13 protein-coding genes are annotated in these 17,129 nt (G+C 58.5%); 7 read left to right on the top strand and 6 right to left on the bottom strand.

Annotation, left to right across the window (positions count from 1 at the left end):
* Nucleotides 1-109: 109 nt before the first annotated feature.
* Nucleotides 110-2,131: a transketolase gene (gene tkt, locus ACRZ9X_RS14945; RefSeq protein ID WP_480520217.1), complete on the bottom strand. Its 2,022-nt coding sequence runs from the start codon at nucleotides 2,129-2,131 to the stop codon at nucleotides 110-112.
* Nucleotides 2,132-2,366: 235 nt separating this feature from the next.
* On the opposite strand from tkt, the gene ACRZ9X_RS14950 reads away from it, so the two are divergent.
* Genes ACRZ9X_RS14950 through ACRZ9X_RS14960 form a run of 3 tightly spaced genes read left to right on the top strand, consistent with a single transcriptional unit; the run spans nucleotide 2,367 to nucleotide 3,906 of the window.
* Nucleotides 2,367-3,164 (top strand): hypothetical protein, encoded by a 798-nt coding sequence (locus tag ACRZ9X_RS14950; protein WP_480520219.1) that lies wholly within the window; start codon nucleotides 2,367-2,369, stop codon nucleotides 3,162-3,164.
* Entirely contained in the window at nucleotides 3,164-3,559 is a 396-nt protein-coding gene (locus tag ACRZ9X_RS14955; protein WP_480520221.1) for a cell division protein ZapA, read from the top strand. Before ACRZ9X_RS14950 ends, ACRZ9X_RS14955 begins: the two co-directional genes overlap by 1 nt.
* Complete coding sequence (locus ACRZ9X_RS14960) at nucleotides 3,556-3,906, top strand: MliC family protein (RefSeq protein WP_480520223.1); 351 nt, start codon at nucleotides 3,556-3,558, stop codon at nucleotides 3,904-3,906. The genes ACRZ9X_RS14955 and ACRZ9X_RS14960 overlap by 4 nt, the downstream gene beginning before the upstream one ends.
* Here ACRZ9X_RS14960 and grxD read toward each other — a convergent pair whose 3' ends face one another.
* The 5 genes from grxD to ACRZ9X_RS14985 form a co-directional block, all read right to left on the bottom strand.
* Nucleotides 3,907-4,269, bottom strand: a complete 363-nt coding sequence (gene grxD / locus ACRZ9X_RS14965; RefSeq protein ID WP_170769656.1) for a Grx4 family monothiol glutaredoxin — start codon at nucleotides 4,267-4,269, stop codon at nucleotides 3,907-3,909.
* Between the two features lie 252 nt (nucleotides 4,270-4,521).
* Entirely contained in the window at nucleotides 4,522-4,758 is a 237-nt protein-coding gene (locus tag ACRZ9X_RS14970) for a BolA/IbaG family iron-sulfur metabolism protein (protein ID WP_170354080.1), read from the bottom strand.
* 125 nt (nucleotides 4,759-4,883) lie between these two features.
* Nucleotides 4,884-7,043 carry a phosphoribosylformylglycinamidine synthase subunit PurL gene (purL, locus tag ACRZ9X_RS14975; protein ID WP_480520225.1) on the bottom strand — a complete coding sequence of 720 codons (2,160 nt, stop codon included), beginning with the start codon at nucleotides 7,041-7,043 and terminating at the stop codon, nucleotides 4,884-4,886.
* Between the two features lie 174 nt (nucleotides 7,044-7,217).
* The gene (locus tag ACRZ9X_RS14980; RefSeq protein WP_480520227.1) at nucleotides 7,218-9,458 is read right to left on the bottom strand and encodes a mechanosensitive ion channel family protein; all 2,241 of its coding nucleotides are present in this window, start codon (nucleotides 9,456-9,458) and stop codon (nucleotides 7,218-7,220) included.
* 271 nt (nucleotides 9,459-9,729) lie between these two features.
* A complete protein-coding gene (locus tag ACRZ9X_RS14985) occupies nucleotides 9,730-10,638 on the bottom strand; it encodes a LysR family transcriptional regulator (protein WP_480520229.1) in 909 nt (302 codons plus the stop codon).
* A 169-nt stretch (nucleotides 10,639-10,807) separates the two neighbouring features.
* Between ACRZ9X_RS14985 and ACRZ9X_RS14990 the strand changes: the two genes are divergently transcribed.
* From ACRZ9X_RS14990 to argC, 4 genes are all read left to right on the top strand, one after another.
* Nucleotides 10,808-14,227 (top strand): indolepyruvate ferredoxin oxidoreductase family protein, encoded by a 3,420-nt coding sequence (locus ACRZ9X_RS14990; RefSeq protein WP_480520231.1) that lies wholly within the window; start codon nucleotides 10,808-10,810, stop codon nucleotides 14,225-14,227.
* A gap of 75 nt (nucleotides 14,228-14,302) precedes the next feature.
* A complete protein-coding gene (locus ACRZ9X_RS14995; RefSeq protein WP_480520233.1) occupies nucleotides 14,303-15,181 on the top strand; it encodes a lysophospholipid acyltransferase family protein in 879 nt (292 codons plus the stop codon).
* Nucleotides 15,182-15,188: 7 nt separating this feature from the next.
* A complete protein-coding gene (locus tag ACRZ9X_RS15000) occupies nucleotides 15,189-15,998 on the top strand; it encodes a glutamate racemase (RefSeq protein ID WP_480520236.1) in 810 nt (269 codons plus the stop codon).
* Nucleotides 15,999-16,093: 95 nt separating this feature from the next.
* Nucleotides 16,094-17,122 carry an N-acetyl-gamma-glutamyl-phosphate reductase gene (argC, locus tag ACRZ9X_RS15005; RefSeq protein ID WP_480520237.1) on the top strand — a complete coding sequence of 343 codons (1,029 nt, stop codon included), beginning with the start codon at nucleotides 16,094-16,096 and terminating at the stop codon, nucleotides 17,120-17,122.
* Nucleotides 17,123-17,129 lie beyond the last annotated feature (7 nt).

A 17,129-nucleotide genomic window follows, 5' to 3' on the forward strand; every position in this document is an offset into this window, starting at 1 on the left:
AAATCGCGAATAGGGCGGGCGACTTCACAACTGCTCACCAGTCTGTGAAAGGCCCGGGACAAAAAAGGCGACCAATATGGCCGCCTTTGTCTGTGCATTTTTCGTTCGGTTAACCTAGCAGTTCCTTGACCTTCGCAACGGCAGCGTCGGCGGTGATGCCGAAATGCTTGTATAGCTCACCAGCGGGGGCCGATGCACCAAAGCTGGACATGCCGATGAAACCGGCTTTGGATTCGCGGCCACGTTCGCCCAAAAGCCAGCGATCCCAGCCTCCGGCACGGACGGCGGCTTCGATGCCGACGCGGACAGCGCCGCCCGGCAGGACGCGCTTGCGATAAGCCTCGTCCTGTTGTGCGAACAGTTCCATGCAGGGCATGGAGACGACGCGGGTGCCGATCCCTTCGGCCTCAAGCTGCGCCTTGGCCTCCATGGCCAGCGACACCTCGGACCCGGTGGCGATCAGGATCGCCTGACGTTTGCCCTCGGCTTCGGCCAGAACATAAGCGCCTTGGGCAACAAGGTTCTTAGTCTTGTGCTCGGTCCGCACAGTCGGTACGCCTTGACGGGTCAGCGACAGGACCGAGGGGCTGGCTTTGAAGGTTAGCGCCAGTTCCCACGCCTCTGCCGTCTCGATCGTGTCCGCGGGGCGGAACACATAGGTGTTGGGTGTCGCGCGTGAGATCGCCAAATGCTCGACCGGCTGGTGGGTTGGGCCGTCTTCTCCCAATCCAATCGAGTCGTGGGTCATCACGAAGACCGTTGGCACTTTCATCAAAGCAGCCAGACGCATGGACGGACGCGCATAGTCGGTAAAGGCCATGAACGTACCGCCATAGGGGCGAATGCCACCGTGCAGCGCCATGCCGTTCATCGCAGCCGCCATACCATGTTCACGGATACCGTAGTGGATGTAACGACCTTTGCGGTTTTCCGGCAGGAACACGCCCATGTCGGCGGATTTAGTGTTGTTCGAACCGGTCAGGTCCGCCGAACCGCCAATGGTCTCGGTCATGATCGGGTTGACGACGTTCAAAACTTTTTCCGACGAGGCGCGGGTGGCCAGTTTGGGCTGGTCCTCGGACATCTGTTTCTTGAAGGCCCGGATCGCACCCGCCAGCTTCTTGGGCGTTTCAAAGGCATAGGCACGGTTGAATTCGGCCTGTTTGCGCTCGGACAGTTGTGCGAAACGGCCTTCCCAGGCGGCACGTTCGGCAGCTCCGCGTGCACCGATGGCTTCCCATGCGGATTTCACGTCGGCGGGGACCTCAAACGCCCCATGCGGCCAGCCGTAACCTTCCTTGGCGGCTTTCAACTGTTCCTGATCCGTCAGCGCGCCATGACCTTTCGAGGTGTCCTGCGCCGCATGGCCCAAGGCGATATGACTTTCACAAGCAATCATGGTCGGCTTGTTAGACTTTTTCGCGTCGACGATAGCAGCGTCAATTGCCTGCGGATCATGGCCGTCGACTTCGATGACATGCCAGCCCGAGGCTGCGAAGCGGCGCACTTGATCGGTTCGGTCGGCCATGTCAACGGTGCCGTCGATGGTGATATTGTTGTTGTCCCAGAAGACGATCAGCTTGCTCAGCTCATGACGGCCTGCCAGCGTGATGGCTTCCTGACTGACACCTTCCATCAGACAGCCGTCGCCTGCGATCACGTAAGTATAGTGATCTACGACCTTCTTACCGTACTGCGCGCGCTGGATTTCCTCGGCCATGGCGAACCCGACGGCGTTGGCGATGCCCTGGCCCAGAGGACCGGTTGTGGTTTCGACGCCCTGGATCAGGAAGTTTTCCGGATGACCGGCCGTCTTTGCCCCCAACTGGCGGAAGTTCTTAACCTCATCCAGCGTTACATCAGCATGACCCGTCAGATACAGAAGCGAGTAGATCAGCATCGACCCGTGACCCGCGGACAGAATGAACCGGTCACGGTCCGGCCAGTTCGGGGCGGTGGCATCGAATTTCAGATGCTTTTCGAACAGAACGGTCGCAACGTCGGCCATGCCCATCGGCATACCGGAATGGCCGGAATTGGCGGCGGCGACGGCGTCCAGGGTCAGGGTGCGGATGGCCGCAGCTTTGTCCCAGTGTTCGGGGTTGGCATTGCGCAGCGCAGTCAGGTCCACGGGCATTGTTCCTTTGGATTACAGGCAGATGGGCCGCTGAATACCATCCGTCCGTCAAAGTGCAAGCAGAACCCGGCGGTCGGCAACCGAACCGGTTCAAGAGCGCGGCCCAAGTACTTGAAAGCAAAGAGTGGGTATTTTCTGCGACATTCCGTTAGACTAAGCCTGAGAGCTGCCCGGATTGATTCGGTGGGCACAGAACAGCAAAGAACCTTGATAAAGAGGTGACAGGGGCATGAGCCAAATCGAAGACCTGCAAAGACGTATCATCGCCGCGATGGAGCGGATTGGTGCTGGCGTTGACGCGCTGAGCGATGCAACCCCGGCGGCCAGTGGCGAAGATCAGAGCCTGCGCGCGGCCCTCGCAGAAGAGCGTCTGGCAAATGCGCAGCTGGAAGAACGTCTGAAAACCCTGAAGCAGCGGCACGAGACCGAGGTTGACGCCATGCGCGGTGATCTTGATGCATTGCGTTCACAGCCTGTGCAAGAGGCCGAGACCACTGACCTGCGTGAGAAACTGGCCGAGGCAACAGCGCAGCTGGCAACCGTCGAGGCAGCGCGGTCCGAGCTGGCCGAAGCTAAAGCTGCGTTGGAGAACAGCGACGAAGTCTCTGTGCTGAAAGACGAGATTGAAACGCTGCGTTCCTCTGCAACTGCCGCCGAAGCCATGCGGGCCGAGATTGGGCGACTGCGTGCAGAACTGGCCGACAGCGAAAAGCTGGCCGATCTGAGTTCGGAACTTGAGATGCTACGGGCCGAACGCACAAGCCACGGGGCTGCCATGTCCCGGCTTGAGGATGATCTGCAGCGCCTTCGAAAGGCCAATGAACAGCTGCGCGGTACTGTGGACGAACTGCGGGCTGCGGCGGAAAAGGGTGTGTCGGATGCGGACTTGCTGAACCGCGCCACCGCTGCCGAACTTGAGGCGACGCGGGCCGCGCGGGCATCTGATGCCGCCGAAGCACATGCGGTACTGGCCCGGCTAGAGCCGTTGCTGAACCACGCCAATCTGGCCGAAGGAGAGGTGGAATAATGCCCGAAGTTACAATCCATATCGGTGGCCGTGGCTTTGATGTCTCATGCCAGGATGGGGAAGAACAGTTTCTCCATGCTGCCGCCAAACTGCTGGATGATGAGGCGCAGGTTCTGTCAGATCAGATCGGGCGTATGCCCGAGGCGCGTATGCTGTTGATGGCCGGGCTGATGCTGGCCGACAAAGCTGCCGCGCAAGAAGACCGGGTTAAGACCGCCGAGGCCAGACTGGCCGAGACTCAGGCTGAGTTGAACAGGTTGCGCAACGCGCCGCCGCCCGAACCCGAACGCGTTGAGGTTGCGATTGTGCCGCCATCGGTGACGGACACGCTGGCCGAAATGGCCGCTCGGGCCGAGGCGCTTGCGGCGGTGGTCGAAGAAAAGTCGGGCGCATGAGGCTGCGCGCGCCCGTCGCTCTGACTGTGGCGCTGACCGTGATGAGCGGCGCGGCGGCTGCGGAAATCGATGTCCTGTCGGTCACGTTCAACTGTGAAAACGGTGTGACAATTCCGGTGTCTTACTTCAATGCCACCGACGGATCCGGCGCGGCTGCGATGCTTATCGATGGTCAATTGATCGCACTCAAGCAAGCGCCAAGCGGGTCGGGAATTCGCTACGAGTCTGTTGGGGGAGAAGGGTCATACACCCTCCGCTCGAAAGGATGGGAAGCTTCGATCACTTTCCAGGGCGCTGGCAACACAGCCCCGGAACGTATTCTGTTCCGGGATTGTGTCAGCCGTTGATCAGGCGTTTGCTTCGCGGATCTTGTCGGCTGCGTCTTTGTTGTAGCCAACGCCGTTGTCATCGAACAAGGTGTCAAGCTCACCCGAGAGCGTCATCTCGGTGATGATGTCACACCCACCGACGAATTCGCCTTTGACATACAGCTGCGGCACGGTCGGCCAGTCGGAATAATCCTTGATGCCCTGACGAACCTCTTCATCGGCCAGAACGTTCACGTCGGCATAGTCGACGCCCATATAATTCAGCACACCAGCCACGCGCGAGGAAAACCCGCACTGAGGCATTTCCTTGGTGCCTTTCATATAAAGCACAACGTCGTTGGCTTTTACGGTTTCGTCGATCTGGGTTTTCACGTCAGTCATTTCGCGTTTCCTTTGCTCTTCGGCATCATCGCTTTGGCGTAGTCTTGAGGATCTTTCGGGACACGATATTGCGTGGAATGTCCACCTCCGGACCCGCCGGAATCATAGATTGTAAAAATCGTTCGATATCCTAATCCGGGAAGGGCTCCTCGTCTGGATTGAGTGTCATCTTTGGATCGGCTTCGCGCCAACAGGGCCGTCAAGATGATTACGGCCGCAATGCCAACAAAAACGCCAATTCCAAGATCCATGTCACTCCGGTACTTTCGTCGTCAACGCAAGCGCGTGCAGCTCTCCATCTGGGCCGTCCATCTTGCCTTTCAAGGCCGCGTAGACCGCACGCTGCTGTTGAACCCGGTTTTTGCCGCGAAAGCTTTCGTCCACAACCATGGCGGACATATGCACGCCGTCGCTGCCGCCGACCTGAATCTCCGCATCGGGAAAAGCTTCGCGCAGCAGGTGTTCGATTTCGTGGGCGCTCATCGGCATGTAGGTTACTCCTGAAGGTCTTTCCCAAGATGTAGAGCGCCAAAGCGGGGCGCGCAAGTGGTCCTGAGACGACAAAACCCGCGCCGATCAAGGCGCGCGCTTCGATGTCATGGGCGAGGTTGAATTCAGGCAACTGCCTCGGCAAAGCTGCTACGGAACGTTGCGGTCAGATCGTCCAGTGCAGCCTCAGAGCCGCCGATTTTTACCGCTTCGCCGGTGAAGCGACCGACCGAGACCAGCGGGACCCCGGCCTGACCAGCAGCGATCATCAATGCTTCGGCCTGATCAAAATTACAGGCGACCAGATAGCGGGCTTGATCCTCGCCAAACAGGAACTCGGTTGAGGCGTCGTCCAGACAAACGCCAACGCCTGCGGCTTCGGCCAGTTCGAACGCAGCCAGCGCAAGGCCGCCGTCGCCCAGATCGGTACAGGCCTTGATCATCTGGCGGTTGGCGCGGATGAAATCACCGTTGCGCTTTTCCGCCTCCAGATCGACATGGGGCGCGTCGCCGTCTTCACGGTTGAAGACCTCTGCCAGCAGGGCGGACTGACCCAGATGGCCTTTGGTTTCACCGATGACCAGCGCGACATGGCCCTCGCGCACTTCGTTGCCGATGATTTCATCCGCGTGCGACAGCAAGCCAACCGCGCCGATGGTCGGTGTCGGCAGGATCGCCTGACCGTCGGTTTCATTATAAAGCGAGACGTTGCCGGAAACGATGGGCATGTCCAGCGCACCGACGGCTGCGCCGATGCCTTGGATGGCCCCGACGAACTGGCCCATGATCTCGGGCTTTTCGGGATTGCCGAAGTTCAGGTTGTCGGTCGTTGCCAGCGGCTTGGCCCCGACGGCGGTCAGGTTGCGATAGGCTTCGGCCACTGCTTGCTTGCCGCCCTCAACCGGGTTCGCGCGGACATAGCGCGGGGTCACGTCACTGGTAAAGGCCAGCACCTTGTCGGTTCCGTGGACGCGCACCATGCCAGCGCCCAGACCCGGTGTGCGGGTGCTGTCGGCCATCACCATGGTGTCGTATTGCTCATACACCCACTGTTTGCCCGCATAGTTGGGCGAAGAGAGCAGGGCACGCAGACCGTCGATCGGATCGATCTGAGGCACATCTTCCAGCGCGTCGGCTTCCGGTGTCGGTTCCCACGGGCGGTCATATTCCGGTGCGGTTGACGAAAGCTTGGACAGGACCAGATCGGCTTTGACCTCACCATTGTGCATGATCAGGAAACGATCTTCGGCGATTGTCTCGCCCACGATGGCAAAATCGAGGTCCCATTTCTCGAACACGGCGCGCGCCTCGGCCTCAAGCTCGGGTTTGAGGACCATCAGCATGCGCTCCTGAGATTCAGACAGCATCATTTCATAGGCCGTCATGTTCTCTTCGCGCTGAGGCACGTTTTCGAGGTCCAGACGAACACCCAGACCACCCTTGTCGCCCATTTCAACAGCGGAGCAGGTCAAACCTGCAGCGCCCATGTCTTGAATCGAGATCACGGCCCCGGTCTGCATCAGCTCCAGCGTCGCCTCCATCAGGCGCTTTTCGGTGAAGGGGTCGCCGACCTGAACTGTGGGGCGCTTTTCTTCGATCGTGTCGTCGAACTCGGCGGATGCCATGGTTGCACCGCCTACGCCGTCACGGCCGGTTTTTGCTCCGAGATACACAACAGGCATGCCGACACCCGAGGCGGCGGAGTAGAAAATCTTGTCGCTATCAGCCAGACCTGCAGCAAAGGCATTCACAAGGCAGTTGCCGTTATAGGCGGGGTGAAAACGCACTTCACCACCCACACAAGGCACGCCGAAACAGTTGCCATAACCGCCGATGCCCTCGACCACGCCGTTGACCAGTTGGCGCGTTTTGTGGTGGCCGGGCTCGCCAAAGGACAGGGCGTTCATCGACGCGATGGGGCGTGCGCCCATGGTGAAGACGTCACGCAGGATGCCGCCCACGCCGGTCGCCGCGCCCTGATAGGGTTCGATATACGAGGGGTGGTTGTGGCTCTCCATCTTGAAGACAACCGCCTGACCATCGCCGATATCGACCACGCCCGCATTCTCACCGGGGCCGCAGATGACCTGAGGGCCGGAGGTGGGCAGGGTGCGTAGCCATTTCTTCGAGGATTTGTAGGAGCAATGCTCGTTCCACATGGCCGAGAAGATGCCAAGCTCGGTAAAGGTCGGCTCGCGCCCGATGATCTCGAGGATCATGTCGTATTCTTCGGGCTTGAGCCCGTGTGCGGCGATCAGATCGGGTGTGATGGCGGGCTCTTGCATCGTCTGTCCTTGTCCAAGGGTGGCCGAGATTGCGCGCCTTTTAGGGCAAGGGCGCGTCCGTGGGAAGGGCCAAGTCAGCGCAGGGCCTTTTGGGCAAAGAAAAACGGAACCGGCACAGGGCCGATTCCGTTTGTATTGCTTGTTTTGCCTCAAACCGGAGGCACCTCAGTCGGGTTAAGCCGGGGCCTCGCCCTTGTTAACTGCGTCCGCGGCGGCGGCCCCGACAGCTGTTTTCTGTTCTTCGGTCAGGTTCTCGACCTCGTCCAGTCCGGGAATGGCCACACGCACTTCGCGGCGGGCAAAGTCGATACCGTTCTCGTTAAAGGCTGCTTTCACCCGGTTGAAGATTTCCTTGCGCAAGGTGAATTGCTTGCCAGGCTTGGCCATGAACTTGCCGCGAATAATCATGCCGACGTCGTCAAAGTCGAACACACCCTGCGATTTGAAGGGCTGAAGGAAGCCATCCTTGTGGACCTCGTCCGCCATCATCTCGGCCCCGATCTTTTTAAAGATTTTCTTGACCTTGTTGGGATCGGTATCGAACGGCACAGTGAACTTCAGCTTCATGATCACCCAATCGCGGCTGAAATTGGTCAACTTCTGAATCTCGCCGTAAGGAATGGTGTGCACCGGTCCGCGGTGATGGCGGAGCTGCATGGAACGGATCGAGATTTTCTCGACCGTGCCCATGGTGCCGCCCACATCGACATATTCACCGACCCGGAATGCGTCATCGATCAGGAAGAAGATGCCGCCGACGATATCCGCCACCAGTTTCTGCGCGCCAAAGCCGATGGCCAGACCCAGAACACCGGCACCGGCCAAAAGCGGTGTGATGTTGATGCCCAAAGCCCCAAGCGCCAGCAATCCAAAGATCACGGCGATAGTGATCTGCGCCGTGGCCCGCAACAAGGGTAGCACAGTGGCCAGCCGCGATCCGCCCGCGCCGCCACCTTCGCCTGCCTCTTCATCGGGGCTTTGCTCGGACGCGGTCATCTCTTTCGCCAGTCGGCGGTTGATCCACAGCGAGACGACCTCGTTCAGAATATAGCCCACGGCGATGATCAGGAAGAACTGGACCAGCTTGCTGCCCGATTCCTCGTCGCCGCCGGCGATTTCCTGCAGGTTCAGGTTCCAGGCGTTGGCGATCATCAGGATGACCAGAATGCCCGCCAGAACGCGCCCGATGCGGATATAGCTGCGTTTGGCGGACTTATAGGCCCGCTCGGCCACAGCGCCATCCCCCTGCATCGGAGGTTGCAGATGCCGGACCAGCCCCCGGATCAGCGTATCCAGCGCGGGCGCGATCAGCAGCCAGAACATGGTGGTGAAATGCGCGCCCTGAACCAGCAGTGCAAGCGAAGTGGGGTTCCGCTGCGCCACGATGAACTCGACCAGCAGCCAGATCACCGCCGAAACGCCAATGGCGAAATAGGGATAATAATGCGCCACCTCTTCGTCGAACTTGGTGTGGTCAGGGTCTGATCCCAGCATCATCTGCGATAGGCCATCGCGCGCTTTCCAGGCGATCACGCCGATATAAATATGGATGCCTGCGTTCAGCCAGAACCCGATGCGCGTCTCGCCGCCGGTGATGCCGTTCAGGCGGTTGAAATGCAGCAGGAACAAGGTGAAGCCGATCAGGATCAGCAGGCCGATCAGGTTGCGGTGCAGGTATTTGGCCCAGTGATCATCCACATTGACCAGACGGTAATGGGACTTGTTTGGGGCCAGAACAAAGCGCGAGGCCGCCGCACCCAGGCGCGGAATCCAGATCAGGTAGAAGACAAAGGGCGCCGCGTAAACGATCTGCTCGGGTGTCAGAAGCCCCCGGCCCACAGCGCGAATGACCACGTAAAACACGACCAGACCGGCGATCTCGTGGCAAAAGCGGACAAACAGATACCGCACCGCGCCCCACAGGTCGTTCTCATCCGCGACCTCGGTCTTGTTGTGCCATTTGCGGGTCAGCAGGCCGAACAGTTTTTCTGCGATGAAGCCCACGACCAGAACGCTGAACACAAGCCCGATCAGGACCAGAGCGCCCGTGCCGTCGAACTTGGTTACGAAATTCGAAACCGCCTTGGCCTGTGCCGTGAAGATATTGGGCAAGGTGGTGATGACCTGCGTCCACGAGGCCACCATCTCAGCCCAGATTTCATTGATCTCGGTGATCGGATCTTCACGTTCCTCCGCTTCAGCCGCATTCTTTTCGGCCACAGCATCCAGACGCTCCAACAAGATGGACCGCACCTGATCATCCGACATCCGGGCAACCAGATCGTCAACCTGTTCAGGTGTCAAATCCTCGGGGATAGTTACGGTGGATGCGGTGCCAGAGTCTTGCGCATGAAGTGGTCCTGCAAGGAATAGTGCAGCGACCAGCGCCACCAAAAGGCGGAGTGGATGATACATGAATTTGCCCTCGATCACGAAATTTTAATCGCTTTTTCGGGATCATAGGCGCATGCGCGCGGTTTTCCCAGCGCTTTCGCCCCATTGATGAGACGCTGCAGCCAAAAAAAAGGCCGAGCACTAAGCTCGGCCGTAGTCCAACAGGGAGGTATGAAGATGATGAGCGTTACAGCATCATCGCCTTCGAATGCTCATTTAGGGATCAGTTTGTGAACGATCAAGGTGTTTTACAGCTTAACTATGTCATGGCCGCTATGCGGACAGTGCATGGCTAGAGTTTACCCAATTGTCGCAATTGCTTGCGATGGGCAATGATTTCATCCTGCACAAAGTCGCGAAACGCCGCTATCCTCTTGGAATGACGCAATTCTTCCGGGAAAGCCAGGTAGACGGGAACATCTGCGCTTTCCGTATTGGCCAGAACTGGCACAAGGTGAGAAAAGTCCTCGGTCACGTAATCGGGAAGAACACCGATACCGAGATCATGCAGCACACCCTGCAAAACGCCGAAATAATTGTTCACCGTCAAAAGCGATGCGGGATTGTGGGTCATCAGGTGCCGCACCATCGCGGCACCGGCGCCGACTTGCGGGGCGGACGGGGTCTGGCAGATCAATCGGTGTTTGGAAATCTGGTCCAGCGTTTGCGGCGCGCCACCATGTGTATCAAGATATTTTCGGGTGGCGTATAGCTGCATCTGCACTGTCATCAGGCGTTTGCGTACCAGATCGGCCTGGCTGGGTTCTTTCATGCGAATGGCAACGTCGGCTTCGCGCATGGGCAGGTCAAGAACCCGCTCCTCAAGCATCAGGTCGATGTTCAGATCGGGATATTGCTCGTACAGCTTGGGCAGGCGCGGTGCCAGCCACAATGTTCCAAAGCCGAATGTCGTGGTGACACGCAATACGCCAAACACCTCGTCTTCGCTGTCGCGGATGCGCGCTGCGGCGGCGTCAAGGCGTTTGGACATTGCCGACGTGGCATCAAACAAAAACTCGCCCTGTTCCGTAAGAATCAGCCCACGTGCATGACGATGAAACAGGGTCGCATCCAACGATTCTTCCAGCGCGCGAATCTGACGGCTCACAGCGGATTGAGACAAATTGAGTTTGTCCCCCGCATGCGTGAGGCTGCCTGCATCCGCAACCGCGTGAAATATTCTGAGCTTGTCCCAATCCATCGTCGCAACTTTCGTTATCCAATCGCAGCCCTATATGAAACACGTAACAAATTCTACATTCGAACCCGGAAATCGTTGCGTAAACGAGGAAAATTACTATGCAGGTCAGCAATTTTGACCTAAAATGGTGAAAAGTAGAGCACACTAATCCGACGTGGGGAGGCGTCTGATGAGTCAGCCAAAAATCACTCTGAACGACCGTTTCGATCTGTCCAAAAGCCCGGTTCTGTTGAATGGAACACAGGCGCTGGTGCGGCTTATGCTGATGCAAAAGGCGCGCGACCGGGCGGCGGGCCTGAATACGGCGGGTCTAGTAACCGGATATCGCGGCTCGCCCTTGGGTGCAGTCGATTTGCAGATGTCCCGCGCCGAGAAGCAACTGGCGGAAAGCGACGTCACTTTCCAATACGGTCTGAACGAAGATCTGGCCGCCACCGCGTTGTGGGGTAGCCAGCAGGCCGGTTTGCGCGGCGAGGGCAGGTTCGATGGCGTGTTCGGCCTTTGGTATGGCAAGGGCCCCGGCGTCGACCGATCGGGCGACGTGATGCGCCACGCCAACATGGCCGGAACGGCAGAACATGGCGGTGTGTTGATGGCTATGGGGGATGACCATACCGGTGAAAGCTCGACTGTGCTGCATCAGTCGGAATGGTCGTTGGTGGATGCTTATATGCCAGTCGTCAGCCCGGCGGGCGTTCAGGAAATTCTGGACTATGGGCTTTACGGGTTCGCGCTCAGCCGCTTCGCGGGTGTCTGGGTTGGGTTGAAAACGATGAAAGACACGATCGAGGTCACTTCGGTCGTGGATAGCAGCCCGGATCGCATGAAGATCGTCACTCCCAAATTCGAAATGCCCGAGGGCGGTCTGAACATCCGTTTGGTCGATACTCCTCATCTGCAAGAGGCGCGGGTCATCGATTACAAGCGTTTCGCTGCCGAGACGTTTTCGCATGCCAACCGGATGGACAAACGGATTTGGGGTAAACCGGGGGCCAAGATCGGACTGGTTGCTGCCGGTAAAAACTGGCTGGATCTGACGCATGCGCTGTCACTGTTGAACATTGACGAGGCCGAGGCCGAACGTCTGGGGATCACGACCTACAAGGTTGGTCAGACATTCCCGTTGGATATGAAGGGTTTCCACGACTGGGCAGAAGGTCTGGATCTGATCGTCATCGTCGAGGAAAAGCGCAAACTGATTGAAGTTCAGGTCAAAGAAGCGATCTTTGACGACCGGCGTGGGCGGCGTGTTTATGGTTGGTACAAAGGTGGGGCGGGCACCTTGCACCGCGAAGAGTTGTTCCCGACCCGGGGTGCGCTTGATCCGATCATGATCGCCGAGAAGCTGGGCGATATCCTGATCGAAGAAGGGCGCGATACCGATGGTGTTCGCGCCGGTCTGGCCAGCCTGTCAGACGCACGCCGGGCCGATAACGCGCAGGAAATCGCTGAGCGTCTTCCGTATTTCTGTTCGGGTTGCCCGCATAATAGTTCGACCCGGTTACCCGATGGCAGCCGGGCTTATGCCGGGATCGGGTGTCACTACATGGTTCAGTGGATGGACCGCGAGACGACAGGCTTTACCCATATGGGCGGTGAAGGCGCGAATTGGATCGGGGAAGCACCGTTCTCGAACACAAAGCATGTGTTCCAGAATCTGGGTGACGGCACCTATAACCATTCCGGAGTTCAGGCGGTCCGCGCAGCGCTGGCTGCGGGCACCAATATTACCTACAAAATCCTGTTCAACGACGCGGTCGCGATGACGGGCGGACAGGGTAACGAAGGTGGCCTGAGCGCAGAACGTATTATTCGCGAGGTCAGGGCCATGGGCGTTCAGCACGTCGCCCTCGTCTATGACGAAAAAGAAGACGTGAACCTGAAGGCGATGCCCGAGGGTGTCGAGACGCATGAACGCGCCGAACTGATGAAGGTTCAGGAAAAGTTCCGCGACATCGAGGGGGTCTCGGTCATTGTTTACGTCCAGACCTGCGCCGCCGAGAAACGTCGGCGCCGCAAGCGCGGTACGTTTCCTGACCCGGATAAACGCGTGTTCATCAACACCGACATCTGCGAAGGCTGTGGAGATTGCGGTGTGCAGTCGAACTGCGTATCCATCGTGCCGAAACAGACGGAACTGGGACGCAAGCGCGCAATCGATCAATCCAGCTGCAACAAGGATTTTTCCTGTGTGAACGGCTTTTGCCCCTCATTCGTGACGCTGGAAGGTGCCAAAGTCCGCAAAGAGGCCGCGATTGAACTTGAACTTCCCGACATGCCGGAACCCGACCTGCCAGGGATCGACGGCACGCATAATGTGGTGATCACCGGCGTCGGCGGCACCGGTGTTGTCACCATTGGTGCAGTTCTGGCGCAAGCCGCGCAGATCGACGGCAAGGGTGCCGGAATGATGGAAATGGCGGGTCTCGCGCAGAAGGGCGGGGCAGTTCATATTCACTGCCGGATTGCAAACAGGCCCGAGGACATCAGCGCCATTCGGGTCGCAACCGGTGAGGCCCATGCCCTGATCGGCGGTGATCTGGTGGTCTCGGCCGGGGCCAAGACGCTGGGGCTGACGCGGGAAGGTCAAACCGGTGCTGTGGTCAACAATCACGAAATCATCACCGGTGATTTCACGCGCGATACGGAATTCCAGATCCCCAGCGATCAGCTGGAACTGGCGCTGCAGGCGCGGCTGAAAGACGGTGTCATCTTGTTCGACGCCAGCGATCTGGCGCGTGTGGTGATGGGGGATTCGATCTATTCAAACATGATGGTGTTTGGTGCAGGCTGGCAACGCGGTTTGCTGCCCATCAGCTATGAAGCGATCATGCAAGCGATCGAGTTGAATGGCACCGCGGTCGAGCGCAACAAGCGCGCGTTTGACGTCGGTCGGTGGGCTGTCCTGTACCCTGAAGATGCGGCGGGGCTTTTGTCAGACAAGGTGGCCGATTTGCCGAAGACGCTGGATCAGATCATCGACTTCCGCGCCGGGCATCTGACGGATTATCAGAACGCCCGACTGGCAAAACGCTATCGCAAGCTGGTTGACAATATCGAAGATGAAAAGACCCGCGAGGCCGCGGCAAGAGGCTATCATAAACTCTTGTCCTACAAGGATGAATATGAGGTCGCCCGGCTGTTGCTGAGCAGTCGCGATAATGCTGCGGCCGAGTTTGACGGCGATTTCAAGATGACATTCCATCTCGCCCCGCCTGCTTTGGGCACCAAGGGTGACAATGGTCGGCCAAGAAAGCGCGCTTTTGGCGAATGGTTCCTTGGTCCCCTGAAGGTGCTTGCAAAGCTGAAAGCGATCCGCGGCACGCCGCTGGATGTGTTTGGCTACAGCGCCGAGCGCCGGATGGAACGCGCGCTGATCCGGCAATATGAAAAGGACATGAAAGAGGTCCTTCCAAAACTGACACCACAGACCCGCGACGCGATAGCCGCGCTGGCCCGGTTGCCGCTGGACATCCGGGGATTCGGACCCGTCCTTGTGGAAAGCGAGGCCAAGGCGGCAAAGCGACGAGAGGAATTGCTGGCCGTCATCCGCGATGGCGGACCTCAGCTGCAAGCTGCGGCTGAATGACGTTTCACAGGCTTGTCACGTTTCTTGGGCAGGAAATTCGTCTATAAAAAGACAGGCAAGTTTTCGGAGTCCAAAATGCCCTCGCGCCACCATGTCGCCCGTGACATCTCGTATGCGTATTCCGCCGAAACCAAAGGCGGTCGCATGGTGATCAAGTTGATGGAAAATACCACAGGTCGCCTGCGGTTGATCAAGCGCGCGGACGGGTACGAGCGGGATGTGGCGCGGGGTCGGGATTTCTGGGCGGTTATGGTCGAACGGTATGGGCTGACTTTGGACGTGGTGGGTGGCGCGCTCAGCAATATTCCCAAAGAGGGCCCGATCATCCTGATCGCCAATCACCCTTATGGTATTCTGGACGGGTTGATGATGGGGCATATCCTGTCACAGACCCGCGGAGATTTTCGCATTCTCGCCAACCACGTGTTCCGCAAGGCCGAAGATTTGAATCGCGTCGTGCTGCCGATTTCGTTTGATGCCACGAAAGAGGCGATGAAGCTGAACCTCGACACCCGAAAGACCGCGCTGAATTACCTGGGCGATGGCGGTGCCATCGGGATTTTCCCGGGCGGAACGGTCAGCACCGGCGCGAAACCTTTCTCGCACCCCATGGACCCGGGCTGGCGTGGCTTTACCGCCCGGATGGTGGCCAAGTCCGAGGCCACCGTGGTGCCGGTTTTCTTTGACGGACATACGTCGCGCCTGTTCCAGATCGCAAGCCATTTGCACAATACATTACGCATGGGCTTGCTCATTAAAGAGTTCAAGAAACGGGTGGATACGCCGGTTCAGGTGGTCATTGGCGAGCCTATCGGGCGCGACGTTCTGGACCCATTGGGCAAGGATACGCGCAAGATGATGGATTTCCTGCGCAAAGCCACGTATGAGCTGTCTCCGAAGCCGCTGAAGTCTTATGATTATGGCTATGAATTCGAGGAACGGCATCGCGCCTGAAGGGTAAATGGCAGTAGGTATTTTTGATTCTGGTCTTGGCGGTCTGACCGTCCTGAACGCCGCGCAGACACGTCTGCCCGAGGTTGACTTTCTGTATTTCGCCGACAGCGCGCATGCGCCCTACGGCGTGCGGGATGCCGAGGATATCTATCAACTGACCCGCCGTGCGGTAAACGATTTGTGGGCACGCGGGTGCAATCTTGTGATTCTGGCCTGCAACACAGCCAGTGCGGCGGCGTTGCGTCGGATGCAGGAAGAAGGTGTGCCCGAGGGCAAGCGCGTATTGGGCGTGTTCGTGCCGCTTATCGAAGCGCTGACCGAGCGGCAATGGGGCGACAACTCTCCGCCACGCGAGGTCGCGGTTCAGCACGTGGCCTTGTTTGCCACGCCTGCGACCGTGTCCAGCCGGGCCTTTCAGCGCGAACTGGCCTTCCGGGCGATCGGAGTGGACGTCGAGGCGCAGTCCTGTGGCGGTGTTGTGGATGCCATCGAAGACGGGGACCTGATTTTGGCCGAGGCGCTGGTCAGGTCGCATGTCGACGCGTTGAAACGCAAGATGCCCGAACCTCAGGCAGCCATTTTGGGCTGCACGCATTACCCGTTGATGGCCGAAGAGTTTCAGGCCGCGCTGGGTCCTGATGTGAAGGTCTACAGTCAGGGAGATCTGGTGGCAGAAAGCCTTGCAGATTACCTGCAGCGGCATCCGGCCATGCTGGGCGAAGGCGACGGCGGGTTTCTGACCACGGGCAAAGCCCCGGTTGTTTCAGATCGCGCAACGCAGTTTTTGCGACGACAAATCACCTTTGAAGCCGCCTGACCTAGGTCAAGGACGGCGCAATCCCGAATCTCTAATTCAATGACCGTCGCATCGGCGGTCGATACATGTGACATACGAAGGAAACGAGGTCTGACATGACCCATAAAATCGCAATTCTGGGCGCCTCTGGCTATACCGGCGCCGAACTGGTGCGGCTGATCGCCGAGCACCCGAACATGGAAATTGTAGCCTTGGCGGCCGAGCGGAAAGCCGGGCAATCGATGGACAAGGTGTTCCCACACCTGCGCCATCTGAACCTGCCTGTGTTGTGCAAGATATCTGAGATCGACTTTTCATCGGTGGACCTTTGCTTTTGCGCCTTGCCGCACAAGACCAGCCAGGACGTCATCCGCGCGTTGCCCAAAACCCTGAAAATCGTTGATCTGTCTGCTGATTTTCGCCTGCAAGAGGCAGATGAGTATGAAAAATGGTACGGGAACCCGCATGGGGCATTGGATCAGCAGGCCGAGGCCGTCTATGGCCTGACCGAATTTTACCGGGACGACATTCGGTCTGCGCGGTTGGTTGCGGGCACAGGCTGTAACGCGGCGACCGGTCAATATGTGCTGCGGCCTTTGATTTCCGCGGGCGTGATTGATCTGGACGATATCATTCTGGATCTGAAATGCGCGGTGTCCGGTGCAGGGCGATCGCTAATGGAAAACCTGCTGCACGCGGAATTGAGTGAAGGTTACAACGCCTATGCCGTGGGTGGTACGCACCGGCATTTGGGCGAGTTTGATCAGGAATTCTCCAAACTTGCCGGTCGTACGGTACATGTGCAGTTTACGCCGCACCTGATCCCGGCGAACCGGGGCATTCTGGCGACCTCATACGTGAAGGGCGACCCGCAAAGCGTTTATGAAACACTGCAATCAACCTATGAGGCCGAGCCCTTTATTCAGGTTCTGCCATTTGGCGAAACCCCTTCAACACATCATGTTCGGGGGTCGAACTACTGCCATATCGGCGTTGTCGGGGACCGGATCGAGCGGCGTGCAATTGTTGTCGCCGCGTTGGATAACCTGACGAAAGGTAGCAGTGGGCAAGCCTTGCAGAACGCCAACCTGATGTTAGGTGAAACCGAAACCGCAGGCCTGATGATGGCCCCATTGTTCCCATGAGGACGGT

It is taken from the genome of Ruegeria sp. AL1 (genome assembly GCF_056540905.1).

Coding starts and splice junctions, on each gene's coding strand:
- grxD (WP_170769656.1), bottom strand. CDS start 4,269: ATGACTGACGTGAAAACCCAGATCGACGAAACCGTAAAAGCCAACGAC.
- ACRZ9X_RS14980 (WP_480520227.1), bottom strand. CDS start 9,458: ATGTATCATCCACTCCGCCTTTTGGTGGCGCTGGTCGCTGCACTATTC.
- ACRZ9X_RS14985 (WP_480520229.1), bottom strand. CDS start 10,638: ATGGATTGGGACAAGCTCAGAATATTTCACGCGGTTGCGGATGCAGGC.
- argC (WP_480520237.1), top strand. CDS start 16,094: ATGACCCATAAAATCGCAATTCTGGGCGCCTCTGGCTATACCGGCGCC.
- ACRZ9X_RS14995 (WP_480520233.1), top strand. CDS start 14,303: ATGCCCTCGCGCCACCATGTCGCCCGTGACATCTCGTATGCGTATTCC.
- purL (WP_480520225.1), bottom strand. CDS start 7,043: ATGCAAGAGCCCGCCATCACACCCGATCTGATCGCCGCACACGGGCTC.
- ACRZ9X_RS14955 (WP_480520221.1), top strand. CDS start 3,164: ATGCCCGAAGTTACAATCCATATCGGTGGCCGTGGCTTTGATGTCTCA.
- ACRZ9X_RS14970 (WP_170354080.1), bottom strand. CDS start 4,758: ATGCCGATGAGCGCCCACGAAATCGAACACCTGCTGCGCGAAGCTTTT.
- ACRZ9X_RS14990 (WP_480520231.1), top strand. CDS start 10,808: ATGAGTCAGCCAAAAATCACTCTGAACGACCGTTTCGATCTGTCCAAA.
- ACRZ9X_RS14950 (WP_480520219.1), top strand. CDS start 2,367: ATGAGCCAAATCGAAGACCTGCAAAGACGTATCATCGCCGCGATGGAG.
- ACRZ9X_RS14960 (WP_480520223.1), top strand. CDS start 3,556: ATGAGGCTGCGCGCGCCCGTCGCTCTGACTGTGGCGCTGACCGTGATG.
- ACRZ9X_RS15000 (WP_480520236.1), top strand. CDS start 15,189: ATGGCAGTAGGTATTTTTGATTCTGGTCTTGGCGGTCTGACCGTCCTG.